Raw genomic sequence first — 25,289 nt, 5'->3', positions numbered from 1 at the left:
AAGGGCAACTGGATATGGTGTCATAAACAGACCTTATAATTTTTGTCTAGAAAAGTGTTGCCATTCCAACGTCAACTATCCTAACACATAGGGATATTCATGAGGTTTATAAAGTCCTCTAAGTATATCTGCTATATTCCAAATCATATTTGCTTTTTGTTGTACATTTATTCCTGTTTGCTTATATCTATTTCTTTCATTCATATATAAATAACCTCCTATATTATTAACTCTATTTTATCAAAACTATTGTCTTTTAGGTATTTATCTTGGGAAATAAAATTAAATAAGTAAATATTTTGTAAGTTTTTATTCTAAAAATTTCCTAGCATGTTAATTTGTATCTAAATAATTAGATTCTATCTCTTTGATTACAGCCTCTTTAAGGTTTGTTTTAGTAACTTTTAAATTACCTTCTACACCAAGCCTTACAATTTTAGGAAAACCCTCTTCCTGCTCCATTCTTGAAATAATGCTTGAATAATCACCCTTATCTTGTGTTTAATGGGGCATTGGTCCTACGAAAATTAGTCTTACTGAATAATCATGTTGAAATCTATTGAAATTATAAGTCTTAAACTCATTATATCCTTTTACTATTTTTACTCTATTAACATCTATACTTAAGTCTTTAAATATTTGATAGACAATATTATCTTTAATACTCAAATCTCCTAATATATAAATATCACCATTAGGCTGGAAATTATCTATCTCTGGAGTTAATTCCTCAAGCCCTATTGATTTTAGATAAGCTCTCAACTCACTAATGGATCTAGCACTAATAATCCTTTTCATTACTATTTTTGTTGCATCAGAAGCAATATCGATTTTCAACTCATTATCCAGAAGCATTATATACCTCCTTCAAATATGTTCAATCTTTCTTTTGCTATTTCTTCAGCTCTTTTCTTAATGGCTTTAAATTCCGAATTTAATAGGACAAAATTCTCTCCAATCTCAATTTGTTTCTCCATACTAATTTTGGGAATTTTAACTTTTTCAAGATCCCTTATACTAATTGTTTTCATGGTAGAGCCCTTAGCATATTTTTCTATTTCTTTTAAACCTATTCTACTTTGCAAATAGGCTGTCAAAAAATCTTTATTGATTTTATCTTCATTAATTTCTAAAAAGAATAAATTCCCATTGGCTAGCACTTTTGTTTTAAGCTTATCAACTGAACCTATTTTAAAAGGTGATAATCTAGAAATTATGATAGAATTATCCTTTAATAAATATCTTTCATAAGTTTCATCTAAATCTTTTAAATATGGTAAGTTTTCATCTAATATGCCATCTTGAAAGTTTTGCAGCATCAAGTATTGATAATTTGTTGGCTGAACTGATGTCATCTCATCTAAGTCTTTCTTGCTAATAGTGTGACCCCTATTAATGGATTTAACTACATCTTTTAATTCTATACTTTCCTCAAAAGGAAATTCTGGCATTGTATATCTTAATGGATCAAGGGTAAAATCCTCTTCTTCTAATTTCTTATCTTCCACGGTCTTGCTAATATTAGAATCCTCTCCTAATGCACTTATAATTTTCTCAATATGTTTCTTTTCCATTGTATGCCTATATTTACTATCTGAATAAAGATTTGTTGCATCAACAAATCTTATACTTTCATTATTATGACTAAATACAACTAGGTATATAGGAACAGCTGTATAGGCTAATAAGTTGCTAGGCAATGCTATAACTGCTTCAACCTTTCCTTCATCAATCAATATTTTTCTTACATCTTGATGAATATCACTATAAAGAGGATTTCCATTTACAAGCATTACAAACTTCTCATATCCCGTATTTTCAATAATATCTAGGGCAAAAACCCAAGATGAATCAATAGATTTAATATGGTTTTTGTAAGTTGACTTATCAAATTTTAATTTTAAAACATCTTCTAATTTTTTCCCTGACATTTTCAAATTCATAGGCATATTCATAAAAACTTTATTAGCATTAAATTTTTTTAAATCATAGGTAAAGACATCCTTATGCATCATCTTTTCTACTGACAAATCAAATAGGTCAAGTAAAATGCATGATAGCATATAATTCTCTGGATTGATTTCAATCCCGGAAATATTAGATATTTTAGATGCTTCTAGCAATGTTGTCCCAACTCCTGAGCCCACATCTAATAATCTATCTTCTTTCTCTAAGTTTAAAAGCTCTAAGGATAAATCAATAATTGACTTTACTGTAGTATTTTCTCCTTCTCCTCTTCTACCAGTAAACTCAGAAAGTTCTGCAATAATTTCAATGATTTCATCCAATGTGAAATCTTTAAGATTATCAAATCCTTTTCTATAATTATTATCCCCTTCATAAATAGCTCTTAAATTATATTTAATATTTTCATCTTCAAATTTTTCTAGGATTTGATCAAAAGAGTGGGTTTCTAACTTTCTACTTAAATAATAATTAATTACAAATTCAAAAATATAATTTCCTGCACTTGCTTTTTCTCTTAGAATATTTATTACTTCATTAACATTTTCATTTCCCATACAATTCCCTCCTAAATTTAGTTAAATAGAATAAACTTTTTGATTATGGTTTAACTATACCATAATACGAAATGGTTGTCAATGGTTTACTTAAACCATTTCTGTTTTGTCTTTTATAGATAAGTAAATATAATTCTATTTACTAGTATGTCAATATTTATTTTAAACCTGTTACGGTATATCTCCGTATCAGTTTATATCCACTTTTGAAAGAAAAGTTTTTTGCTTCCACCCCTAATATCAATCTAACTCTATCAATCTAACTAATCTCTATATAGTTAGGTTGTCTTTTTAACAAGTCTAGACTTTTCCTTTTTGCCATTCTAGAATTATCAAAACCACCATTCTTGACTTGTCCTTTTAACAAGTCTGAAAGTATAAATACAAAAATCAGCAAGTATTTTAATCCTTGCTGATTTTTAACTTTCCTTATTTTCTTGTGTCTCCACACTCTAGGTTAACAACTACTGAAACATCGAAATGCTTTTTTAGCACTTTTTTCTTGAAATTGTGCTCATCTTCAATAAATATGAAATGATCATGAAACTGCTTGAATCTCAGAATTTCTACATAGTTTGTCTTTGTATCAACGCTATGCACTCCACATGGTGTGTTTGTGGGAATAAATCGACTGGTTGAACAACTTTTGCAATGTAACCATTTTCTTTAAAGGCAATTAAGTCACGAGCCATAGTGGCAGGATTACATGAAATATAAACAACTTTTTCTGGTTTCATTTCACAAGTTGCTTCAATAAATGACGCATCTAAACCTTTACGTGGCGGATCAACAAACACAACATCCGCCGCAATTTCAGCTTTTTCCCATTGTTTCATTGTTTTTTCTGCTTTACCAACTAGGTAAGTGGCATTTTCAATCCCGTTAATTGCCGCATTTTTATTCGCATCTTCGACGGCTTCTTCAACGACTTCCATCCCATAGACATGACGAACTTGTTTGGCAATACTTAAACCAATCGTACCAATTCCAGCATACGCATCAATAACGACATCTGTTGGTTTTAGTTCCGCTAACTCGAAGGCTTTTTTGTATAACTCCTCTGCTTGTAACGTATTCACTTGGTAGAATGATTTTGATGAAATATGATACGTATTTCCTAGTAATTGGTCTTCAATATAGCTTTGACCAAATAAGACTTTTTCATTTTCACCTAAAATGACATTTGTTTTTTCTTCATTAATGTTTTGAATAACTGAAACAACTTCCGGAATTTCTTCTTTAATAATTTCAGCAATTTCACGGCCTTTGAAGAATTTCGCACGTCTTGTAACTAAAACAACCATCATTTGATGGCTATAATGGCCACGGCGAATAATGATATGACGTAAAAAGCCTTCATTAAATTCTTCGTTATAAGCTGTAATATTAAAGCGTTCTAAAATTTCACGAATTTTTACGATTGCAGAATCAATTGCTGGATCTTGAATGTAAAAATCAGTAATTGGGATAATATCGTGGCTGTTCTTACGATAAAAACCAGTAACTAATTTACCTTGCATTTTACGAACAGGGATTTGTGCTTTGTTACGATATTCAATTGGTGATTCCATGCCAACTGTCGGTAACACTTCCACTTCCGGCATCTTAGCGATTTTAGTCATTACTTTTGCAACTTGCTCTTGTTTAAAGGTTAATTGCTTTGCATAAGCTAAGTGGCTTAACGGAGCGATACCTGTACGTAGTAAATCATCATTTAAAACTTCTTCACGATCTGGACTTGTTGTTAAACGTTCAGTAACACGAGCATAGCCAAATTTACTACCAGCTTTAATGATTTTCACTTTTACTTCTTCACCAGGCAGTGCATTTTCGATAAACAAAGGATAGTTATCGACTTTAGCAACACCTAATCCTTCATGCGACAAATCGATAATTGTTACATCTAATTCTTGGTTTTTTTTTAAATTCTTGGGGTTCATTTGTTTTCTCCTTTATTTGCATATTCACTCTATTCTAGTGAATTTCATTGAAAAAGGCAACAAGAAAGGAAATGTGGTTGAAAACAAAATGTTTTTCCACATTTCCTTAACTTTATTATTCTTTATTCTGCTTGTTCACTTTGTTCAAGTTTTTCAACTTCTTCTAAAAAGTCTTTACTTACTTCGTCGTATTCACCAATGACAGCATCATCTCGAATATCATCAATATTTGCATAAAATTCAATATGATTTTTTAAGTTCGTAAAAGTCATCGGCGCATCGCCACCATACTCACCATCTAGATTAATCATCAGACGTTTTTCAGGGTTTGGAATATTAACTTCCAATTTTGATGTCTTCGTGTAAATCAAACGTTTGTCGTTTACGTGTTTCCCTCCACTTAACATAAGGCGGATTAAATGAATAATCTCAAAGACATTGGCTGTTTTAACGATAATCAACGAAAATTTACCATCATCTAATTTCGCATCTGGAACAATTTGTTCAAAACCGCCCACAGAATTGGTTAATCCTAAGAAAAACATCGAGGCATTGCCTTCATAAACACCCTCATCATATTTCAAATGCATTTTAATTGGCTTGATTTGCGGCAATAATTCTGCCCCTTTGGCTAAATAAGCTAAATAACCAAAAATACTTTTTAATTCAGATGGGACTTCATAAGTTAATTCAGTTAAATGACCACCAGCAGCAATGTTGATAAAATACATTTCTGCTGCTTTACCGATGTCCATTTTCACCGTTTGATTTTTTAAAATCACTTCTGCTGCTGCACGAATGTTATCACGTGGCACCTTTAAAGCCCGTGCATAATCATTCGTGGTTCCTCCTGGAATAATCGCCATTTTAGGACGATTTTCCAATGGAGCAATTCCGTTTACAACTTCATTAATTGTGCCATCACCACCAGCTGCAACGACTAAGTCAAAGCCCGCCTCCGCTGCTCGTCGGGCTTCCTTTTTCGCAGACTCTGGTTCAGCTGTCGTTGCATAAGCACTTGCCTCAAAACCAGCTTGTTCCAATACGTCTAAAATATCAGGTAAGTTTTTTTTCATTAACTCTTTCCCTGACGTAGGATTATAAATTACCCGAGCTCTTTTCATGATACACCTCTTAACGTTTTGATAGTTCTTCTTGTAATAATTTATTAACAATACCTGGATTAGCTTTACCGCGAGTTGCTTTCATAATTTGACCAACTAAGAAACCAACTGCACGATCTTTTCCGTTTTTGAAGTCATCAATTGATTGTTGATTGTTATCTAAAATCTCATTAATTATTGGTAATAATTGACTTGGATCGGATAGTTGAATTAGGCCCTTTTCTTCAACGACTTTCTTCGCATCCCCACCATTTAAAATTAATTCACGGAATACTTTTTTAGCAATTTTCGAACTGATTGTACCATCAGCAATTAAAGAAATCATGCCTGCTAAGTTTTCAGGTGTTAATTTTGTATCGTGTAACTCTAATTTTTCACTATTTAAGTAAGCTGAAACTTCACCCATTAACCAGTTGGATGCTTGTTTGGCATCCGCGCCTGCAGCAATTGTTGCATCAAAGAAATCAGACATTTCTTTTGTTAAGGTTAAGACCATTGCATCGTATTCTGGCAATTCAAAATCAGCAATATAACGCGCACGACGCGCTAATGGCATTTCTGGTAACGATTGACGAACTTTTTCAACCCATTCATCACTAATTTTAAAGTGAGGAACGTCTGGTTCTGGGAAGAAACGGTAATCAGCAGAGCCTTCTTTTACACGCATTAAGCTTGTTGTGTTCGTTGCTTCTTCAAAACGGCGTGTTTCTTGTTGGATTTCGCCACCTGATAATAAAACTTTTGCTTGGCGTTTTTCTTCATAAATCAAGCCACGGCGAACAAAGTTTAATGAGTTCAAGTTCTTGATTTCTGCTTTTGTACCAAATTCCTCTTGCCCGTACGGACGTAGAGAAATGTTCGCATCACAACGCATTGAACCTTCTTCCATTTTCACATCAGAAACACCTGTGTATTGGATGATTGAACGTAACGCTTCAATAAAAGCGTATGCTTCTTCAGGTGAGCGCATGTCAGCTTCTGAAACAATTTCAATTAATGGTGTTCCTTGACGGTTTAAGTCCACATGTGAATAGCCGTCTTTTCCATGCATGTTTTTGCCGGCATCTTCTTCTAAATGAACACGGTTAATTCGAATAACTTTCTTTTGACCTTCAACTTCAATTTCAATCCAACCATCGTGACCAATTGGTTTATCGTCTTGTGAAATTTGGTATGCTTTTGGGTTATCTGGATAGAAATAGTTTTTACGGTCAAAATAAGTATCTTGTGAAATTTGACAGTTTAAAGCTAACGCTGCTTTCATTCCAAATTCCAATGCTTGTTTATTCATAACTGGTAAAACACCAGGATAGCCCCAGTCAATTACGTGTGTATTGGTATTTGGTTCTGCACCAAAATGGGCAGGTGCTGGTGAGAAAATTTTAGAGTTTGTTTTTAATTCTACGTGGACCTCTAGCCCAATGACAGTTTCGAAGTTCATTATTTACCTCCTCCTAAAATCACTGGTTTTTTCGTATGGAAATCAGTGGCTTGTTCAAAAGCGTAAGCCGCTTGATACATTGTTTGCTCGTCAAAATGTTTACCAATAATTTGTAACCCAACTGGTAACCCTTCTGAGAATCCAGCCGGAATTGACATTCCTGGTAAGCCCGCTAAGTTAACCGGAATTGTTAATAAATCACTTAGATACATTGCTAATGGATTTGCAATATTTTCTCCAAGACCATAAGCGACGTTTGGTGCTGTTGGGCCAATGATTAAATCATAATCATTGAAAACATTATCAAAGTCTTGTTTAATCAATGTCCGAACTTGGCCTGCTTTTTTAAAGTGAGCATCGTAAAAACCTGAGCTTAATGAGAAACTACCTAACATAATACGGCGTTTAACTTCCATACCAAACCCTTCACTACGTGAGTTCACATAAACATCTTCTAATGTATCGATGTTTTCCGAACGGTAACCGTAACGAATACCATCAAAACGTTGCAAGTTTGAACTTGCTTCAGATGATGCAATAATGTAGTAAGCTGATACACCGTATTTTGAATGCGGTAAGCTAACTTCTTCAACTGTTGCCCCTAATTTACGATAAGTATCTGCCGCTTTTAGAATTGCTTCCTTAATTTCAGGTTGAATCCCTTCACCTAAATATTCTTTTGGCAACGCAATTTTCATTCCTTTAACATCACCAGTTAGTTTTGCTGTGAAATCTGGAACCAAACGACCAGAAGAAGTGCCATCTTGTGCATCAAACCCACTGATGGCATTTAATGTGTAAGCATTGTCTTCAACATTACGAGTCAATGGACCAATTTGGTCTAATGAAGACGAAAAGGCAATTAATCCGTAACGAGAAACGCGACCGTAAGTCGGTTTCATTCCAACTATCCCGTTGAAGGCTGCCGGTTGACGGATTGAACCACCCGTATCTGTTCCTAATGAAACAGGAATTTGACCTGCAGCAACAGCCGCAGCTGAACCACCTGATGATCCCCCAGGAACTTTTGTATGATCCCAAGCGTTTTTAGTCGTTTTGAAATATGACGTTTCAGAACTTCCACCCATCGCAAATTCATCCATGTTTAATTTTCCAACTGGAATCATATCTGATTGATAAATTTTATCCATAACTGTTGCATCATAGATTGGCTCAAAATTATAAAGCATTTTTGATGCAGCCGTTGTTCTTAAGTCTTTCGTTACAATGTTATCTTTAATCCCAATTGGAATCCCTGCTAAAATATTGTTATCTGTAATTCCTTTTAAATCGATTGCTTTAGCTAAATCAAGTGCTTTTTCTTCATTTAACGTAATGAAAGAATCAACTTTTGGTTCCGTTTCTTTAATTCGGTCAAAGGTCGCATGCGTTAAATCTGTTGCTGTAATTTCTCTTGAAGCAAGCAAGTTATGCAACTCAACTAGACTTTTATCATATAAATTTGCCATTACGCGCCAGCCTCCCCATTATCCATAATCGCTGGAACTTTAATAAAACCGTCTTCTGACTCTGGAACATTTTTCATCAATTCATCACGATTCCAACCTTCAGTAGCATTATCTTCGCGCATCACGTTAATCACATCAACGACATTGGATGTAAAGGGAACGCCTTCGGTATCCACCTCATCTAATAATTCAACCATATCGATAATTTTTCCTAGTTGAACGGTAAAATCTTTTAACTCATCGTCATTAAAAGACAACTTTGCTAAGTTAGCAACGTGTTTGACTTCTTTTTCACTAATTGCCAATATTATCCCCCTCTTATCCATTCATGCAACTTTGCATTTTCTTTTCACTGTATTGTATCATTTTATCACTCTTGTTGAAATGAAATTCCACTTTTTTCATTGGAATCGCTATTTAAAACATTTGAAAGCGTTATATCCAACATTTTATCAATCAAATTGATAAGAGATAATTTCTTTTTCTCCGGCTTTTCTTCCCACATAGGCTTGCGGTGTCGCCACTGCTTGAATTTGGATTTCAACGGATCCTTGAATTTCTTCAAACAACGATTCAATTTGTTTGCCGACAAATTGGGTCAAACTATCAATTTCTGTTTGACTAAAATATTTAGAATCCAGATTGATAACTAGTGACTCAACTTCTTTATCGAGATAATGCGCTTTACCAGTCACACCGACTACTTGTGGAAAGGCTTTTTGCAAACTCGATTTAAATGTTTGAAAGACTTTTGCCAAACCTTGTTCCGTCGCCAGGTTTGATTGGCCGCTTAAAACCGGTAAGGTAATATATGCTTCTTCCACCTCGTCAAAAAGATCCACGGCCTTTTCCCCGTCTTTGCTAACGGCTGAATAAATATAATGGCCTCCATTAATATCCGTACTCTTGGCTTGTTCAAAGATTCCAATGACAATTGGTACTTTTTCTAGGCTGGGCATTTTACGGACTCGACTCAAGACTCCGTTGACTGTTTTCCGAACTTGTTTCATAAATACTTCTTGTGATATCGGTGTCGTTGAATTCGCCTCTTCATCGTAACGCGTAAAAGATAATCCTAGACTTAAGCCACTTAATGATTCTCCATCTTCTTTAAAAAAATCGTATTCAATCGCTTGTTGAAAAACAAGGGGTATTTCTTTATTTTCAGCATTTAAGCCTTCTGGATTTTCTTTGGATTCTCTTCCTAACCATTTCAAGACCGTTTCTTCATTTAAGACGCTACCTTCATGGAAGTAATAAACATCTGTTGGAAAAGTAGCTTTAGAAAGTTTCAACAAGCCCGCTTCAAAGTTTTTTTGATTATATCCTACTGAGGTACCACCAGCAGTCAAACCACGAATCGAACTCGTTTGATACGACCCCTCCGTCAAAACACCTTGATAAACACCATGATCGACTCGGCCAGTTGTAACGGTTTGGTTTGCTGCTTGTTCATCTCGAATCGGTTTGATTTCTTTTTCTAAACTACCGCAACTAGCTAACAAAAAGAAACTAGTTGCAAGTACTAGTAAGTGTCCTTGTTTTTTCATTGACTACTCTCCATCTTTTTCTTCGACGTTTGCGACGAACTCTTCCTCAGTCCAGACCTCTATTCCTAGACTTTGGGCTTTGGTCAGTTTACTACCTGCCTCTTCACCTGCAATCACCAAATCCGTTTTTTTCGAAACGCTACCTGTGACTTTCCCACCTTGATTTTCAATCAATGCTTTTGCATCTTCACGATTAAAATGCGAAAGTTTTCCAGTTAGGACGACTGTTTTATCTTTAAAAATAGACGTCACTTCTGCCAATTCTGCGGTTGTTTTTCCAAGATAAGCCAAATTCACGCCGGCAGCTTGAAATTCAAGTAACAACTCTTTGACTTCCTTATGTTCAAAATAATTAACGACACTGTCTGCGATAGTTTCCCCAATTGAAAAAATACTCGAAATCTCTTCTTTCTGGGCTAAACTAAGCGTTGGAATATCACCAAAATGTTCCATTAAAATTTTAGCCGCTTTGGCACCAACATGACGAATACCTAAACCAAAGAGTAATCGCTCGGCTGAATTGCCTTTACTTCCTTCAATCGCTGTTAAGAAATTGTTGGCCGATTTTTCTTTAATTTTATCCAAACTTAAAAAATCTGCTTCCGTTAACAAATATAAATCAGCAACATCTTTCACTAATTCTTTATCATATAATTGTGCAAGAACTTTTGGTCCAAGCCCCTCAATGTTCATCGCATTACGTGAAACGAAGTGATTCAATCCTTCTTTCATTTGTGCCGGACACTTAGGATTAATACAACGTAGGGCAACTTCTTCTTCTAAATGAACCAATTCACTCGCACAGACTGGACAATGAGTTGGGATTGGATAAGGCACACTGTCTTTTGAACGCTTGTCAACTAGCACATAAGCGACTTCAGGAATAATGTCGCCGGCTTTATAGATAACTACTTGATCATTTAAGCGAATATCTTTTAATTCAATAAAATCACGATTATGTAAACTCGCACGGCTAACAGTTGTTCCTGCAACTTTAACCGGAGTCATTACTGCTGTTGGTGTCACAACCCCTGTTCGGCCAATCGTCCACTCAATGTCTTCAACGGTCGTTTCAACTTCTTCAGGTGGAAATTTATAAGCGATTGCCCAACGTGGAGCTCTCACAGTAAAACCTAACTCGTCTTGTTGCACAAACTCGTTAACTTTAATAACCACGCCATCAATCTCATAAGGTAAATCACTACGTTTTTGCTGGAATTCTTGAATATAATCCCATACTTCCTCAATATTTTGACATAAACGATATTCAGGGTTGATTTTAAATCCTAATTCTTCTAATTCGCCTAGGGCATCGATTTGATTGGTTACATGTAACATTCCTGCATCCGCCACGGTATATAAAAAACTGCTTAGGTTTCGCTTAGCCGTGATACTCGAATCGAGTTGACGAACACTACCGGCAGCTGCGTTACGAGGATTAGCGAAGACATCTTGTCCTGCTTCTTCTCGTTCTTGATTTAATTTAAGAAAAGACTGCTTTGGCATATAACATTCACCACGAACTTCCATTGAGTATGGCTGTTTTAACTGTAAAGGAATTGAGCGAATTGTTTTAAGATTTTCAGTAATATTTTCACCGATTGTCCCATCCCCACGTGTAGCGCCGCGGACAAATTTACCTTCTTCATAGCGTAGAGAAATCGACAAACCGTCAATTTTCAACTCACACGTATAAGAAACGGCGTGCCCCAATGCTCTTTCAACTCGTTGATTAAAAGCTGCTAAATCAGCTTGATTAAAGGCATCATTCAAACTAAATAATTGAATTTCATGATTGACCTTTTCAAATCCAGGTGAAATAATGCCCCCCACACGTTGGGTTGGAGAGTCCGCCGCAATCAACATCGGATATTTTGCTTCTAATTCGGTTAATTCTGCATATAGACGATCGTAAACGAAATCTTCGACAGTTGGTTTATCTTGTACATAATACTCATGAGCGTAACGATTAAGCTCTTCGATTAATTCCTTCATTCTTTGTTGTGGTTCCATAGTAATCGCCTCCTACATTTATTCTTTTTATTCGATTTTTTCAATGGGTGCAAAAGCTGCTAAGAGTCGTTTCACACCTTGTTGTGGAAAAGCAATAAATAATTCTGTATCCTGACCACTACTAATCAGCTTAACGACGGTTCCTTGGCCCCATTTTTTATGATTAACTTTATCTCCGATTGACCAATCACTTGCGTGCGCACCAGTCATTTGCTTATTAGAAACAGCTGCTCTTGTCGGTTGATGATAGACCGGCTTCATGACTTGTGGGCTAACATAACCTTGATTTGTTGCTGCCGGACGATTTGATGTTTCTTCTAATAACGTTTGGTTAATTTCACTAATAAAGCGTGATGGTCGATTGTATTGGCTACGACCATACAACATCCTAGAAAAAGCATTCGTAATATAGAGCTTTTCTTCTGCTCGAGTAATACCAACATAGGCTAAACGGCGTTCTTCCTCGACATCTTTATCTTCCGTTAATGAACGAGAAGATGGAAAAACATTTTCTTCCATCCCAACTAAGAAGACAACAGGAAACTCTAAACCTTTGGCTGCATGTAAGGTCATCAATGTGACTTGCGAACTTTCTTCTTCATACGAATCCACATCCGATAGTAAGGCTAAATCATTTAAAAAGATAATTAAACGTTCTTCGGGAGACGTTTCCCCTTCCTCATTTTCAACTTCTAATCTATATTGTTTATCAAATTCTTGGGTAACAGTTAAAAACTCTTCTAAGTTTTCAATTCGTGCTTGTGCTTCCAAAGTATTTTGAATGCGTAATTCATTCAAATAACCGCTTTTTTCAAGTACTTGCTCAGTCAACTCCGTCACCGACAAATATGGAATCATTTGAGTAAAGTCGAGCATCATTTGACCGAATGCTTTTAATTCTGAACCCGCTTTACCAGAGATATTGGCTAAATCAGCATTTTGCGCCGTTTCAAGTAACGACCAATCGTGCATATTGGCAAATTGATGCAATTTATTTAATGAAGTTGGTCCGACACCACGTTTTGGTACATTGATAATTCTTTCCAAACTAATGGAATCACTTGGATTGGCAATCGCATTTAAATAGGCAAGTAAATCTTTAATCTCTTTACGATCGTAGAATTTATGTCCACCAACCATTTTGTAGGGGATATTTGCTTTTAAGAGCACATCCTCAATCGCACGAGATTGAGCATTGGTACGATACAAGACAGCAAAATCACTATACTTACGGTTTTCTTCTCGGATTCCTTCCCCAATCTGATTGACAATAAATTGACCTTCTTCTCGTTCACTTTGCCCACGATAGTAAGTAATTGCTTTGCCTTCAGGATTTTGTGTCCAAAGTTTTTTCTCATGACGATTACGATTGTTTTTAATCACCTGGTTGGCTGCTTCAAGAATCGTTTGTGTTGAACGATAATTTTGTTCAAGCAAAATGACTTTAGCATTGGGATAATCCTTTTCAAAGTCTAAAATATTTTGCATATCTGCGCCACGCCAGCCATAAATACTCTGGTCAGCGTCTCCGACAACACAAAGGTTCTTAAAACGCGCTGCTAATAAATTAACGAGTGTGTATTGCGCATGGTTGGTATCTTGGTATTCATCAACGTGAATATATTGAAACTTATTCTGATAAAACGCTAAAACTTCGGGTGCGCCTTGAAACAAACGAATCGTATTCATAATTAAATCATCAAAATCCATACATTGGTTTCGTTGCAATTCTTTTTGGTAACGAGTATAACATTTGGCTACAATTTTTTGATAGTAATCGCCTTCTAAAGCCTCGTATTTTTTGGGCGTCAATATTTCATTTTTTGCATTCGAAATGGTTGCTAAAATACCGCGAGCATCGTATTTTTTAGGGTCTAAATTCAATTCTTTAATGATACGTTTCATCACAGATAGCTGCTCGCTTGAATCTAAGATGGTAAAATTTTGCGAATAACCAATTTTATCAATGTCTCTGCGTAAAATACGGACACACATTGAGTGAAAGGTCGAAACCCAAACATCTTCCCCTTGTGAACCTAATAATTGAGTTACCCGTTCTTTCATTTCTTTAGCTGCTTTATTCGTAAAAGTAATCGCTAAAATATTCCAAGGATTAATCATTTTTTCTTCAATCAAATAGGCAATCCGATGTGTTAAGACTCGGGTCTTGCCACTTCCGGCTCCAGCCATTAATAAAAGCGGCCCTTGTGTTAATTGAACAGCTTCTTGTTGTCGTTCATTCATTCCTTTTAATAGCGCATGCTTGGATGACATAAAATTCAACATCCTTTCTTTTTTTCATCTCTTCAATTATAGCATCTACTGATTTTTCATCAAAGGGAACAACCGGAAAAAAAGAATTTCTTTTTACTTTTTTGGTTGATTTTGATTGATTTTGACTGATTATGATTGAATATGAAAATAAAATATGCTATATTTAACTGGAGGAGTGATGAAAATGCTTACAGATGAGCGTTATCAATTTATTTTGAATTATTTAGAAGAACATAATACCATAACAATTCATGAAATCGGTCGTTCAATTGGTTCGTCTGAATCGACCATTCGAAGAGATCTTCAAACTTTAGAAGATCGTGGTTTATTAATTAGAGTTCATGGCGGTGCCAAAAAAAAGCAACCTTTAAGTTACGAACCTTCTATGATCGAAAAAAAGGAACGCTACCAACAAGAAAAAAAGGCCATTGCTCAATTTGCAGCTAGTCTCGTCCAACCTAACGATATCATTTATCTTGACGCAGGTTCGACCACTTTGGAAATGATTCCTTTATTACCAAAGGAATACTCATTAACCGTCGTCACCAATTCGATTAATCACGCCATTCAATTACTAGAAGAACAAATCCCTACTATTATTTTAGGAGGTACACTTAAGGCCCAAACGAATGCGATTCTTGGTTCGAGTGCCGTTCAACAATTGCAACAATTTTATTTTGATAAAGCTTTTCTTGGAACAAATGGGATTGATGAAAAAGCTGGTTTTACAACTCCTGACCCTGAAGAGGCCTTTTTAAAAAAAACAGCAGCCAATCAAAGTCAAAAATCATATATCTTAGCTGATCACTCTAAATTCAAGGAACGTAGCTTTGCTCAAATTTTTCCATTAAAAACAGGTGAAATCATTACCGATTATTGTCCAAAAGAAGAATTAACCAAATTAAAAAAAATAACCAAAGTCACGGAGGTTGCAAAATGATTTACACAGTCACACTAAACCCGTCCATTGATTATATTGTTCACGTAGAAGATTTTAAACTTGGACAAGTTAATCGGATGACAAAAGAACTAAAATTTCCTGGTGGTAAAGGTATCAATGTTTCGCGTATTTTAAAACGTCTCAATCGACCAACGACTGCCTTAGGTTTTCTAGGTGGCTTTACCGGTACCTATGTTGACGCATTTTTAGCAAAGGAAGGTGTAAGGAGTCATTTTACTGAAGTAAACGGTGACACACGAATCAATATCAAATTAAAATCAACCAATGAATCAGAAATAAATGGTTTAGGACCCCAAATTTCAGACTCGGAAATTAAGAACTTTTTAAAAACTTTTGAAATAATAACGGCTGATGATATTGTGGTCTTAGCTGGCAATCGGCCAAAGAGTTTACCGGAAGATTTCTATATACAACTGATTCACTTGATCCAAAGTAAAAAGGCTCAGTTCATTATTGATACGACAGGTCCAGATTTATTGAGTGCTCTTCCCAATCGTCCATTACTAATTAAACCTAATAAAGAGGAACTAGCCGATCTGTATCAAACAACCATTACTGATTTCAGTTCTCTTATCTATTATGGAAAAAAACTGTTAAAAGATGGTCCCGAACACGTAATTATTTCAATGGCCGGTGATGGCGCATTACTTTTCACAGAAACTGGTGTGTATCAAGCAGCTCCAATCAAAAGACCTTTAAAAAATTCTGTCGGGGCTGGTGATTCTATGATTGCGGGTTTTGTTGGCAACTATTCTGTTAGCCAAGATTCACTTGAAGCCTTCCGTTGGGGTGTTGCCTGTGGTAGTGCAACTGCCTTTTCTGATGATTTAGCCAGTAAAGATTTTATTTTAGAATTATTGTCTGAAGTAGTAATTACAAAAATTGAGGAGGAAAAATAATGGAAATAACAGATTTATTGCAAAAAGACGCGATGATTATGGATTTAAAAGCTACGACCAAACGAGAAGCCATTGATGAAATGGTTGAAAAACTTTTTGAAGTCGGTGCGATTTCTGACCGTGAGATTTTCAAAGAAGGAATTATTGCTCGAGAAAACCAAACATCAACTGGTTTAGGCGATGGTATTGCGATGCCCCACGCAAAAAATGCGGCTGTAAACCAAGCAACTGTCCTTTTCGCCAAAAGCAGCACAGGTGTTGATTACGAAGCGCTTGATGGACAACCCACGTTCTTATTCTTTATGATTGCGGCTCCAGAAGGTGCAAATAACACGCATCTTCAAGCTCTTGCCTCTCTTTCAGGACGTTTGATTGATCCGAAATTTGTCGAACAATTAAAAAATGTTCAATCTAAAGAACAAGTCTTAGAACTTTTTAAACCCATCGAAGACAATACCAATGAACCGGAAGAGACAATCAAAGACGTTGCTAGTCGCCCGTTCTTAGTTGCTGTTACGGCTTGTCCTACCGGGATTGCGCACACTTTTATGGCAGCTGATTCTTTAAAATTAAAAGCTAAAGAAATGGGTGTTGAAATAAAAGTTGAAACAAACGGTTCTGAAGGTATAAAAAATAAGTTAACAAAAGAAGACATCGCCAGAGCAAGTGCAGTTATTGTTGCAGCTGATAAAAAAGTTGAAATGAATCGCTTTGACGGCAAACAACTAATTAATCGTCCTGTTAGTGATGGTATTCGTAAAACAGAAAGTTTAATTAATGAAGCCCTTTCAGGGACTGCTCCTATTTATCACGGCGATACTTCAACGAGCCAAGAAGAAAGTCAAACGAGTGGTTCTTTTGGTCAAGAGATTTATAAAAATCTGATGAACGGTGTTTCCCATATGTTACCTTTCGTCATTGCTGGTGGTATTTTAATTGCACTATCGTTTATGATTGATCAATTTATCGGTGTTCCTGTTGATTCTTTGGATCAATTAGGTTCCTATAACCTGCAAGCTGCTTGGTTTAACCAAATTGGTAGTGCAGCCTTTAGTTTCATGTTACCTGTCTTCGCTGGATTTATCGCCATGAGTATCAGTGATCGTCCAGGATTAGTTGCCGGATTTGCAGCCGGAGCGCTAGCAAGTAGTGGCGGTGCTGGTTTCTTAGGCGCTTTAGTTGGTGGGTTTTTAGCAGGTTATGTCATTCAATTTTTACGTAAAGCACTTCAAGGTCTACCCAAATCGCTTGATGGTATTAAGACTATCCTTTTCTATCCATTTTTCGGCTTACTTTTAACAGGCTTCTTGATGTTATTAATCAATGTTCCAATGAAATTAATTAATGATGCGCTCAATAATTTCCTACTTAGTATGGATGGTACCAATGCCGCACTCTTAGGAATTATTTTAGGGATTATGATGGCCGCTGACTTAGGTGGTCCCATTAATAAAGCCGCCTATGTTTTTGGTACCGGCACATTAGCCTCAACCGTTGCAACTGGTGGAAGTGTTGTTATGGCTTCAGTCATGGCCGCTGGAATGGTACCACCGCTAGCTATTTTCGTTGCTACACGTTTATTCAAAAACAAATTTAGCCAACAAGAAAGAGAAGCCGGATTAACCAATATCGTTATGGGACTTTCTTTCGTAACAGAAGGCGCGATCCCTTTTGCCGCAGCTGATCCTCTACGTGCCATTCCTAGTTTTATGATTGGTGCTGGTATTACTGGTGGTTTAGTCGGCGCTTTTAGTATTAAATTATTAGCCCCTCATGGAGGAGTCTTTGTTATCTTCTTACTAAGCAATCCCTTAATGTATCTCTTATTTATCTTAATCGGAGCAGTCGTTTCCGGAATATTATTAGGAGTACTGAAACAAACAACCAAATAAAAGCAAAAACGTCGTTGGACCAATCATCCAACGACGTTTTTATAAACAAATATTTTAATTAATCAATACCAATTTCAGCACGAACAACATCTGCAATTTTTTCAACGTAATATTCAACTAATTCATCTGTTGGTGCCTCAGCCATTACACGTAACAATGGTTCTGTTCCTGAAGGGCGAACTAAAATACGACCATTCCCACCCATTTCTGCTTCAGCTTCTTCAATCACAGCTTTAATCGCCGGTACATCCATCACGCCTTCTTTATTTGAAACGCGAATATTCACTAGTTTTTGAGGAAAAATCGTAACTTCTGCAGCTAGTTCTGATAATTTTTTACCTGATTCTTTCATCACATTTAATAATTGAATACCAGATAGCATCCCATCACCAGTCGTATTGAAGTCTAAGAAAATCATATGACCGGATTGCTCGCCGCCAAAGTTGTAATCATTTTTGCGCATTTCTTCAACCACATAACGGTCACCGACTTGAGTAATGACATCTTTCATACCGGCTTCTTCTACAGCTTTATGGAAACCTAAGTTACTCATTACCGTCGTTACAATTGTATCTTTTTTCAAGCGTTTATTTTTAGCTAAATATTTTGCACAAATATACATAATTTTATCGCCATCAACGATATTACCTAACTCATCAACCGCAATTACACGATCACCATCACCATCGAAAGCCAAACCAACATCTGCTTGTTTTTCAACAACAAATTCTGCTAGTTTTTCTGGATGTGTTGAACCAACACCATCATTAATATTCAATCCATTAGGTGATGTTCCCATGGTAAAGAATTCTGTTTCTAAATCCGCAAATAAACGGTGAACAAGAGTTGCTGTCGCACCATGAGCGCCATCAATACAAACCTTAATTCCTGATAAATCACCATTAATCGTTTGTTCTAAGAATTTAGAATATTTTAATAAGCCTTCTGGGAACTCACTAACCGTTCCTAATCCTTGTGCTGATGGACGTGGTAACGTATCCTCTTCAGCATCTAATAACGCTTCAATTTCTAATTCTTGTTCATCAACTAATTTAAAACCATCATTACCAAAGAATTTGATACCGTTATCTTCTGCTGGATTGTGCGAAGCTGAAATCATAACACCAGCGCTGGCTTTTTGTGTACGAGTTAAGTATGCCACTCCTGGCGTTGCAATCACACCTAGTTGGAAAACTTCAATACCGACAGATAATAATCCTGCGATTAGTGCGCTTTCTAACATTTCACCAGAAATTCGCGTATCACGGCCAACTAATACACGCGGACGTGCATCGCCTGATTCATGCTGACTTAATACATAGCCACCAAATCGACCTAATTTAAATGCTAATTCGGGAGTTAGTTCCTTATTTGCTTCTCCACGAACACCATCTGTTCCAAAATATTTACCCATTTTTATTATTTCTCCTTATCTACGAATGATTCCATTTTAATTAGTAGTCGTAGAAGTATTTTCTACGATATTTTCTGTTGTTGACGTTTCACTACTTTGTTGCGGTTTAGCGGAAGTGGAGGAAGTTGATGTTTTCTCATCTTCTGAACTTTCTTCAACCACAATTGGTACAGGTGAAATTGTCACCATAATTTGTTGGGGATGAACAAAGACCCCTTCACTCGCGCTTAAAGTAATCGAGCGTTCTGTCTTTTCTCTAATATTCGAGATATCAATTGGCACTGTTAAACTTTCATAGTTCGCCAATAAATCAAGCGAACCAATCAACACTGCCGTCTGTTGACTTAAGCGAATATCAAAATGGGAAATTCCTTGTGGCATTGTCCCCGTCTGTTCAAAAATGAGCGGAACTTCTTTTTGTGGCGCTTTAATTTCTAGAGTAACCACAGCTTTTTCTTTAGAAAGAATTGCACTTAAAATTTCACCATCTTTATCAACAGCATAGATTGGTATTTCTTTTGAAAGGTTTTTATTCACCCCTTCTAAAGAATCCAAGTTAGCAACCACTTTCGCAATCTCTAGCATGCTTTCATGGCCAGTTGTGACTTGAACTTCCGTTGGGTCTACTTTTGTTCCAGCTAACAAATAGCCCTCTGCTAAATTTGTATTGGAAATATTGACTTCCACTGGAAAAGTTTTCGTCTCCAGCCGCTCAATCGTTACAGTGATATTGGTTGGCTCAATTGAAGCATCTAATCCACTTGTCAAATTTTGGATTTTAAGAGGCACGACATGTGTCCCTTCTTCTAACTGGCTTAAATCAGCAACCACTCGAAAAGTACGTGTTTCTTCATTGACTTCTCCACTTAGAAGAATACGATTCAAACTACTTAAACGTACAGTTACAGTCGGTTCATATCCTTGAATAAAGTATTTATTCGTATCATAAATCGGCTGTATATTAACGGATTGAATCGTTTCTTCGATGCGGTTTGGTGCGATGATTCCAGGTGTAAAAGTCGAACTTTTTGTATTAAAAAACAAAATCAAACTAAAAGTCAAAGATAATAATGCATACATGATATTCGTTACTCGTTCCCTAGTAAACATTAACGATCACCTCGCGTTAATCGATTAATCTCATTCCACAATGATATGAAAATATTTTTCTTCTCTGAATCTTTTTCTTCGGGAATCAGTGTTTGATTTAGCATTTCCACATATTCTTCTGAAGTCAAACTCGAATATAAATGATTTTGATAAGCAATGCTAATTTCACCGGTCTCTTCGGAAACAATTAATGTCAAAGAATCCGTCACTTCAGCAACACCTACAGCTGCCCGATGCCTTGTTCCAAAATGCTTTGGAATTAATAAACTATCTGATAGTGGTAGGTAAGCACTTGCCACTGCAATTTTACCATCTCGAATAATCACAGCACCATCATGAAGCGGTGTATTGGGAATAAAGATATTGATGATTAATTCTTCAGAAAGATCGGCATCTAATTTAATCCCTGTTTCAATATACTCCTCTAAAGAAGTGTTATTCTCAATCGTAATTAAAGCGCCAATTTTCCGTTTTGACATGTATTGTAATGCTTTATCTAATGCCGTCACCATGGCTTCATCCTGGTTTTTTTTCCCTTTTTCAGAACCAATTAAAGATGTTCTTCCAAGATGTTCCAGTCCCCGCCGTATTTCTGGTTGGAAAATAACGATAGCAGCAATTACCCCGTAAACAATAATTTGATCCATTAACCATGAAAGCGTATGTAGACCGATAACTTCCGAAAAGAAATGAATAGCGACGAAAACAGCAACACCTTTGAATAACTGTAGCGCCTTCGTTTTACGTAATAACTGGATTAACTTATAGACCATGAACCAGACGACAAGGACATCTAAAACATTAATTAAGAGTGAACTCGTAAAAATATCCCATGAAAAAAATTGTTGCCAATATTCCAGACTGAGCCATTCTCCTATATTATTCACATCCGCATACCTCCCTCATCTTTTAATTTTCAACATTTTAATTATAACATAGCTTCCCCTACTAGTTTCTTAAAAAATAAAAATTTCAGTTCATTTTCTGCATTTATTAACAACTTTTTTCAGTATTCACTAAGAAAATTGCTTTTCATAAAACTTCTGACTTACTAGTTGGTAATATTTTTGCTATAGTAGATAAAGATTATATTTTACTAATTACAAAGAAACACAAAGGAGTTTGTATATGGATATTTCAATTATTAAAGCAGATAAAGTAAACGCACAATCAGGTATTTTCATTGGTGATCCCGCTGAAAAACAAACCTTTGAATTTATGAATGTCCGTTGTCCTTATTGTAAAAAATGGTTTGAACAATCTACAGAAATTTTATCAACTGCCGTTGCCGAAGGAAAATTACAACGCGTCATAAAATTATTCGATAAAGAAAAAGCTTCTTTACAATCAGGAAATGTGATGCATCGCTATATTTCTAAGACAGATGGTCAGCAAGCTTTGCTTGATTTAACTAAAATCTATGAAACACAAAGTACTTGGGGCGCTCTACCTTTAGAGGAAGTCGCTCAGTTTGCTGAAGAAACTTTAAAATTAACGTTACAAGAAAATCTTACAATGTCCGAAAAAGTTATTGACGAAGCGAATGAAGCAAATATTCAATTTGTGCCAACAGTAATTTTAGGTGAACATATTTTTGATGAAAATATCTCCGCAGAAACATTAGCGGCTTATTTACAATGAAAATAAAATGAAGAGTAAAGAAAGGGATTAACCTTTCCTAACTCTTCATTTTTTTAATGTTAAGGCTCTTTCAATTGTCCGATCGACTAAAACCGATTGGGCATCGACTACCGGAAAATCGTGTTTTGAAAAATGTTCTTGCATTAACGATAACTCCGTACAACCTAAAATGATTTTTTTACAGCCCGCATCCAGTGCCGCCTGTAAAATTTCATAGTATAAAACATCATTCAAATAGTCATTTTCTTTAATTTCATGATAAATCAAATAACTAATTTTTTGTTGTAATTCATATGGTGGAAGATAGACATCTAAACCTGAAGCCCGCATCGCCTTTTCATAAATTCCCGCTTTGACACTACCTTCTGTTCCAAAAAAAGCCACTTTTCCAGTTGTCCCTGATTGAACAACTTCTTTAACAGCTTCCTGTGGCATATTAAGCATTGGTATGTTCGTAGCAGCTTGTAACTCATCAAAAAAATGATGTGCAGTGTTACAGGTCAAAACGATAAAGGCTGGTTGTAATTTATTTTGCTGTTCGATATCCTCTAATAAATAAGGCAAGGGGTTTTCGTGGTTTTTATTTAAAATATAAGCTGTTCGATCAGGCACGGTCGCATGATTGAATAACACATAATTCAAATAATCTTGGTCTTTTTTAGCATCGACGCGTTTGTTTAACAGATGAATAAAGCTTTCTGTCGCCATTGTTCCCATGCCTCCAAGAATACTAAAAAAGTCGCGCATTGATTACCCTTCTTTCACTTCAAAGTATTTTTTAAATCGCTCATTGTATTTATGGAAGGCCCACTTCATTCGTAAAAAACGACTCAGCGAATGGTCTTTTTCATAAAAAATTGTTGTTCCCCAACGTCCAGCTTGTAATAATTTTTTACCACGTTCTTTTTCAGCATTTTCATTGGCGTAGGCTAAAAAGACTTTCTTTGGAACACCTAACCATAGTTTGGATTGATCAGAGTCTCTTTTACCATACACAGTTCCTTTAAACTCACGATTGAATACTAAATCATCCGTAATAAATTTCGCTAAGTTTAAGCCGTTTAAAGTTAGAAAGAAACTACTTCTACCTTGACGCAAATTAATTTCAAAAAGTTTATATTCATCATCTCTTGCATCGTATTTCAAGTCAAAATTCGCAAAACCAACATAATTAATGTCTTTTAAGAATTTCTCAATGCGATGATAGAGCTTTTCGTCTTCATCTGGTAAAATCACAACATAGTTACCCACAGATCCTGGACTAGGATCTTCTAACAACGGGTGACCTAAGCCCATCAAACGAACTTGATGATTATGATCAACGTACGAGTTCAACACACGCATATTACTATCATCACCTGGTATAAAATCTTGCGCAATCATTTCGCTTTGGTAACCAGCTTGATAAATGCGTTCAATAATGACGTCAAATTCATTTCTATCATGTATAATAAAAGCTTTTTTTCGTCCTTCAAACTCAACAGATAACCATTCCACACTATTGGCTGGCTTCAAAGCAACCGGAAAATCAAACGGCAGTTCATCCTCGTATTTCCCCGATTTTAAAGCATTTTTTGTAATAATTTGTGTTTTAGGATATGGCAATTTATATTTCTCACAAACATCATAGAAAGCTACTTTATTGACTAAATTTTTAAATAAATCATAGTCATTGGCAATAAATGTATAATAGGGTGCTAAGACCGCTTTATTTTGCGATAAAAGTTCTGCATAACCATCGCCACAAGGAATTAACAAATAGGTAACGTCCGATTGATTGTAAGTTGTTTGAGCCAATTCCAGCAATGTTTGAGTAAAAATTGGATCCTCATCAAATCCTTCGGTTGGATGGACCGTAACAATTTGACTATCTTTCGTTGGTGCTAGAACGATTCCAGCATGAGCTTCTGATTTAATTCCATAAGCTTCATGGAATGATTTGGCCATTCCATAAACATTCATGTCACTCCCTAGTAAAATAGGGACAAATTTCTTTTGTACCATTTTAACACTCTCTTTTTCCAAGATTTTCTTCATCTCAATCATCCTACCATAAAAAACATACATTTTTAAAGATTTCTTCGATTTTATTTGAAAATTAACGACTTTTCTCTCGGAGATTCTCAGCAAATTCATTGATTTTACGAATTCGATGATTAATTCCTGATTTCGAAATCACACCTGAAGGGACCATTTCCCCGAGTTCCTTCAAACTAACTTCTGGATTTTCAATACGTAAACGGGCAATTTCTTGCAATTTTTCAGGCAAAGCGCTCAAGCCAACTCGCGCTTCAATGAATTCAATATTTTCAATTTGTTTAGAAGCAGCATCAATCATTTTGTTCATATTGGCTGTTTCGCAATTGACAATACGATTCACAGAGTTACGCATATCTCGGACAATTCGAACATCTTCAAACTTCAACATGGAATTGGTTGCACCAATCAATGTGAGAAAGTCAGCAATATGTTCGGCTCCCTTTAAATAAGATATATAACCATTTCTGCGCTCAAGTGTCCGAGCATTTAAATCATAATAATTGAGCATATCACAAATATCTTGATTATGCTCTTCATACGTTGAATAAATTTCTAAATGATAACGACTCGTTTCAGGATTATTCACGGAGCCTGACGCCATAAAAGCCCCACGTAAATAAGAACGCATTTTTTGAGAATTCCCCATAATGTCATCGGAAACATGACTATGGACCATCATACCTTCTAAGATACTTAAATCATCAAGAACATCTTTTGTTTCTTGTTTTAATCGCACAATATAAACATTGTTCTTCTTTAATTTCATCCGACGGCGAACAAGTAATTCACTGCGAACATTATAATGATCTTTCAATAATGAATAAATACGACGAGCAATTGCCGCATTCTCAGTCTGAACATTTAATATAAATTGCTGATTTTGAATACTTAAGGAACCATTCATCCGGATCAAAGCAGCTAATTCAGCCTTTGCATGCTCACGATGAACTTCCAATGTTGTTAATTCTTTTTTTACTTCTGATGCAAAAGACATCTTAT

21 protein-coding genes are annotated in these 25,289 nt (G+C 35.8%); 4 read left to right on the top strand and 17 right to left on the bottom strand.

Annotated features, from left to right (window positions below; all coding sequences use genetic code 11):
- Positions 1-75 precede the first annotated feature (75 nt).
- From ACFO3L_RS05640 to pcrA, 11 genes are all read right to left on the bottom strand, one after another.
- Positions 76-204 (bottom strand): type I restriction-modification system subunit M N-terminal domain-containing protein, encoded by a 129-nt coding sequence (locus tag ACFO3L_RS05640; RefSeq protein WP_242969005.1) that lies wholly within the window; start codon positions 202-204, stop codon positions 76-78.
- 297 nt (positions 205-501) lie between these two features.
- Entirely contained in the window at positions 502-855 is a 354-nt protein-coding gene (locus tag ACFO3L_RS05635) for a hypothetical protein (protein WP_106776067.1), read from the bottom strand.
- Positions 855-2,522: an N-6 DNA methylase gene (locus ACFO3L_RS05630; RefSeq protein ID WP_379964703.1), complete on the bottom strand. Its 1,668-nt coding sequence runs from the start codon at positions 2,520-2,522 to the stop codon at positions 855-857. Before ACFO3L_RS05630 ends, ACFO3L_RS05635 begins: the two co-directional genes overlap by 1 nt.
- Positions 2,523-3,088: 566 nt before the next feature.
- On the bottom strand, positions 3,089-4,462 hold the full coding sequence (gene rlmD / locus ACFO3L_RS05625) for a 23S rRNA (uracil(1939)-C(5))-methyltransferase RlmD (protein WP_379964701.1): 1,374 nt from the start codon (positions 4,460-4,462) through the stop codon (positions 3,089-3,091).
- A 122-nt stretch (positions 4,463-4,584) separates the two neighbouring features.
- Positions 4,585-5,586 (bottom strand): diacylglycerol kinase, encoded by a 1,002-nt coding sequence (locus ACFO3L_RS05620; protein WP_379964699.1) that lies wholly within the window; start codon positions 5,584-5,586, stop codon positions 4,585-4,587.
- 10 nt (positions 5,587-5,596) lie between these two features.
- The gene (gene gatB, locus ACFO3L_RS05615; RefSeq protein WP_379964697.1) at positions 5,597-7,027 is read right to left on the bottom strand and encodes an Asp-tRNA(Asn)/Glu-tRNA(Gln) amidotransferase subunit GatB; all 1,431 of its coding nucleotides are present in this window, start codon (positions 7,025-7,027) and stop codon (positions 5,597-5,599) included.
- Positions 7,027-8,496: an Asp-tRNA(Asn)/Glu-tRNA(Gln) amidotransferase subunit GatA gene (gene gatA / locus ACFO3L_RS05610; RefSeq protein ID WP_379964695.1), complete on the bottom strand. Its 1,470-nt coding sequence runs from the start codon at positions 8,494-8,496 to the stop codon at positions 7,027-7,029. Before gatA ends, gatB begins: the two co-directional genes overlap by 1 nt.
- Positions 8,496-8,801: an Asp-tRNA(Asn)/Glu-tRNA(Gln) amidotransferase subunit GatC gene (gatC, locus tag ACFO3L_RS05605; RefSeq protein ID WP_379964693.1), complete on the bottom strand. Its 306-nt coding sequence runs from the start codon at positions 8,799-8,801 to the stop codon at positions 8,496-8,498. The genes gatA and gatC overlap by 1 nt, the downstream gene beginning before the upstream one ends.
- 147 nt (positions 8,802-8,948) lie before the next feature.
- Positions 8,949-10,046, bottom strand: a complete 1,098-nt coding sequence (locus tag ACFO3L_RS05600; protein WP_379964691.1) for a CamS family sex pheromone protein — start codon at positions 10,044-10,046, stop codon at positions 8,949-8,951.
- 3 nt (positions 10,047-10,049) lie between these two features.
- On the bottom strand, positions 10,050-12,059 hold the full coding sequence (gene ligA, locus ACFO3L_RS05595; RefSeq protein ID WP_379964689.1) for an NAD-dependent DNA ligase LigA: 2,010 nt from the start codon (positions 12,057-12,059) through the stop codon (positions 10,050-10,052).
- 27 nt (positions 12,060-12,086) lie between these two features.
- Entirely contained in the window at positions 12,087-14,333 is a 2,247-nt protein-coding gene (gene pcrA, locus ACFO3L_RS05590) for a DNA helicase PcrA (protein WP_379964687.1), read from the bottom strand.
- Positions 14,334-14,517: 184 nt separating this feature from the next.
- Here pcrA and ACFO3L_RS05585 point away from each other — a divergent pair, with 184 nt between their 5' ends.
- The 3 genes from ACFO3L_RS05585 to ACFO3L_RS05575 are packed head-to-tail and all read left to right on the top strand — an operon-like array spanning position 14,518 to position 18,085.
- A complete protein-coding gene (locus ACFO3L_RS05585) occupies positions 14,518-15,273 on the top strand; it encodes a DeoR/GlpR family DNA-binding transcription regulator (RefSeq protein ID WP_379964712.1) in 756 nt (251 codons plus the stop codon).
- The gene (gene pfkB / locus ACFO3L_RS05580; protein ID WP_379964685.1) at positions 15,270-16,193 is read left to right on the top strand and encodes a 1-phosphofructokinase; all 924 of its coding nucleotides are present in this window, start codon (positions 15,270-15,272) and stop codon (positions 16,191-16,193) included. Before ACFO3L_RS05585 ends, pfkB begins: the two co-directional genes overlap by 4 nt.
- Complete coding sequence (locus ACFO3L_RS05575; RefSeq protein ID WP_379964683.1) at positions 16,193-18,085, top strand: PTS fructose transporter subunit IIABC; 1,893 nt, start codon at positions 16,193-16,195, stop codon at positions 18,083-18,085. Before pfkB ends, ACFO3L_RS05575 begins: the two co-directional genes overlap by 1 nt.
- A 58-nt stretch (positions 18,086-18,143) precedes the next feature.
- Here ACFO3L_RS05575 and glmM read toward each other — a convergent pair whose 3' ends face one another.
- From glmM to cdaA, 3 genes are read right to left on the bottom strand one after another with little or no spacing between them, the layout of a single operon-like run.
- Positions 18,144-19,499 (bottom strand): phosphoglucosamine mutase, encoded by a 1,356-nt coding sequence (glmM, locus tag ACFO3L_RS05570; protein ID WP_379964681.1) that lies wholly within the window; start codon positions 19,497-19,499, stop codon positions 18,144-18,146.
- A 36-nt stretch (positions 19,500-19,535) separates the two neighbouring features.
- Complete coding sequence (locus ACFO3L_RS05565; RefSeq protein ID WP_379964679.1) at positions 19,536-20,609, bottom strand: CdaR family protein; 1,074 nt, start codon at positions 20,607-20,609, stop codon at positions 19,536-19,538.
- Positions 20,609-21,496 carry a diadenylate cyclase CdaA gene (cdaA, locus tag ACFO3L_RS05560; protein ID WP_379964677.1) on the bottom strand — a complete coding sequence of 296 codons (888 nt, stop codon included), beginning with the start codon at positions 21,494-21,496 and terminating at the stop codon, positions 20,609-20,611. Before cdaA ends, ACFO3L_RS05565 begins: the two co-directional genes overlap by 1 nt.
- 241 nt (positions 21,497-21,737) lie before the next feature.
- On the opposite strand from cdaA, the gene ACFO3L_RS05555 reads away from it, so the two are divergent.
- On the top strand, positions 21,738-22,250 hold the full coding sequence (locus ACFO3L_RS05555) for a thioredoxin domain-containing protein (RefSeq protein ID WP_379964674.1): 513 nt from the start codon (positions 21,738-21,740) through the stop codon (positions 22,248-22,250).
- Positions 22,251-22,295: 45 nt separating this feature from the next.
- Here ACFO3L_RS05555 and ACFO3L_RS05550 read toward each other — a convergent pair whose 3' ends face one another.
- The 3 genes from ACFO3L_RS05550 to whiA all read right to left on the bottom strand — a co-directional run bounded on the left by ACFO3L_RS05550 (position 22,296) and on the right by whiA (position 25,284).
- On the bottom strand, positions 22,296-22,997 hold the full coding sequence (locus tag ACFO3L_RS05550) for an amino acid racemase (protein ID WP_379964670.1): 702 nt from the start codon (positions 22,995-22,997) through the stop codon (positions 22,296-22,298).
- 3 nt (positions 22,998-23,000) lie between these two features.
- Positions 23,001-24,254 carry a carboxylate--amine ligase gene (locus tag ACFO3L_RS05545; RefSeq protein ID WP_379964710.1) on the bottom strand — a complete coding sequence of 418 codons (1,254 nt, stop codon included), beginning with the start codon at positions 24,252-24,254 and terminating at the stop codon, positions 23,001-23,003.
- Between the two features lie 94 nt (positions 24,255-24,348).
- Positions 24,349-25,284: a DNA-binding protein WhiA gene (gene whiA, locus ACFO3L_RS05540; RefSeq protein ID WP_379964667.1), complete on the bottom strand. Its 936-nt coding sequence runs from the start codon at positions 25,282-25,284 to the stop codon at positions 24,349-24,351.
- Positions 25,285-25,289 lie beyond the last annotated feature (5 nt).

Source organism: Enterococcus eurekensis, assembly GCF_042654605.1.
Classification (GTDB): Bacteria; Bacillota; Bacilli; order Lactobacillales; family Enterococcaceae; genus Enterococcus_I; species Enterococcus_I eurekensis.
This window is presented reverse-complemented; position numbering and strand designations above follow the sequence as displayed.

What these genes read in the sequence shown, in the direction of transcription:
- ACFO3L_RS05640 (WP_242969005.1), bottom strand. Translation starts at nt 204, where the DNA reads ATGAATGAAAGAAATAGATATAAGCAAACAGGAATAAATGTACAACAA.
- ACFO3L_RS05635 (WP_106776067.1), bottom strand. Translation starts at nt 855, where the DNA reads ATGCTTCTGGATAATGAGTTGAAAATCGATATTGCTTCTGATGCAACA.
- ACFO3L_RS05630 (WP_379964703.1), bottom strand. Translation starts at nt 2,522, where the DNA reads ATGGGAAATGAAAATGTTAATGAAGTAATAAATATTCTAAGAGAAAAA.
- rlmD (WP_379964701.1), bottom strand. Translation starts at nt 4,462, where the DNA reads ATGAACCCCAAGAATTTAAAAAAAAACCAAGAATTAGATGTAACAATT.
- ACFO3L_RS05620 (WP_379964699.1), bottom strand. Translation starts at nt 5,586, where the DNA reads ATGAAAAGAGCTCGGGTAATTTATAATCCTACGTCAGGGAAAGAGTTA.
- gatB (WP_379964697.1), bottom strand. Translation starts at nt 7,027, where the DNA reads ATGAACTTCGAAACTGTCATTGGGCTAGAGGTCCACGTAGAATTAAAA.
- gatA (WP_379964695.1), bottom strand. Translation starts at nt 8,496, where the DNA reads ATGGCAAATTTATATGATAAAAGTCTAGTTGAGTTGCATAACTTGCTT.
- ACFO3L_RS05600 (WP_379964691.1), bottom strand. Translation starts at nt 10,046, where the DNA reads ATGAAAAAACAAGGACACTTACTAGTACTTGCAACTAGTTTCTTTTTG.
- ligA (WP_379964689.1), bottom strand. Translation starts at nt 12,059, where the DNA reads ATGGAACCACAACAAAGAATGAAGGAATTAATCGAAGAGCTTAATCGT.
- pcrA (WP_379964687.1), bottom strand. Translation starts at nt 14,333, where the DNA reads ATGTCATCCAAGCATGCGCTATTAAAAGGAATGAATGAACGACAACAA.
- ACFO3L_RS05585 (WP_379964712.1), top strand. Translation starts at nt 14,518, where the DNA reads ATGCTTACAGATGAGCGTTATCAATTTATTTTGAATTATTTAGAAGAA.
- pfkB (WP_379964685.1), top strand. Translation starts at nt 15,270, where the DNA reads ATGATTTACACAGTCACACTAAACCCGTCCATTGATTATATTGTTCAC.
- ACFO3L_RS05575 (WP_379964683.1), top strand. Translation starts at nt 16,193, where the DNA reads ATGGAAATAACAGATTTATTGCAAAAAGACGCGATGATTATGGATTTA.
- glmM (WP_379964681.1), bottom strand. Translation starts at nt 19,499, where the DNA reads ATGGGTAAATATTTTGGAACAGATGGTGTTCGTGGAGAAGCAAATAAG.
- ACFO3L_RS05565 (WP_379964679.1), bottom strand. Translation starts at nt 20,609, where the DNA reads ATGTTTACTAGGGAACGAGTAACGAATATCATGTATGCATTATTATCT.
- ACFO3L_RS05555 (WP_379964674.1), top strand. Translation starts at nt 21,738, where the DNA reads ATGGATATTTCAATTATTAAAGCAGATAAAGTAAACGCACAATCAGGT.
- ACFO3L_RS05550 (WP_379964670.1), bottom strand. Translation starts at nt 22,997, where the DNA reads ATGCGCGACTTTTTTAGTATTCTTGGAGGCATGGGAACAATGGCGACA.
- ACFO3L_RS05545 (WP_379964710.1), bottom strand. Translation starts at nt 24,254, where the DNA reads ATGGTACAAAAGAAATTTGTCCCTATTTTACTAGGGAGTGACATGAAT.
- whiA (WP_379964667.1), bottom strand. Translation starts at nt 25,284, where the DNA reads ATGTCTTTTGCATCAGAAGTAAAAAAAGAATTAACAACATTGGAAGTT.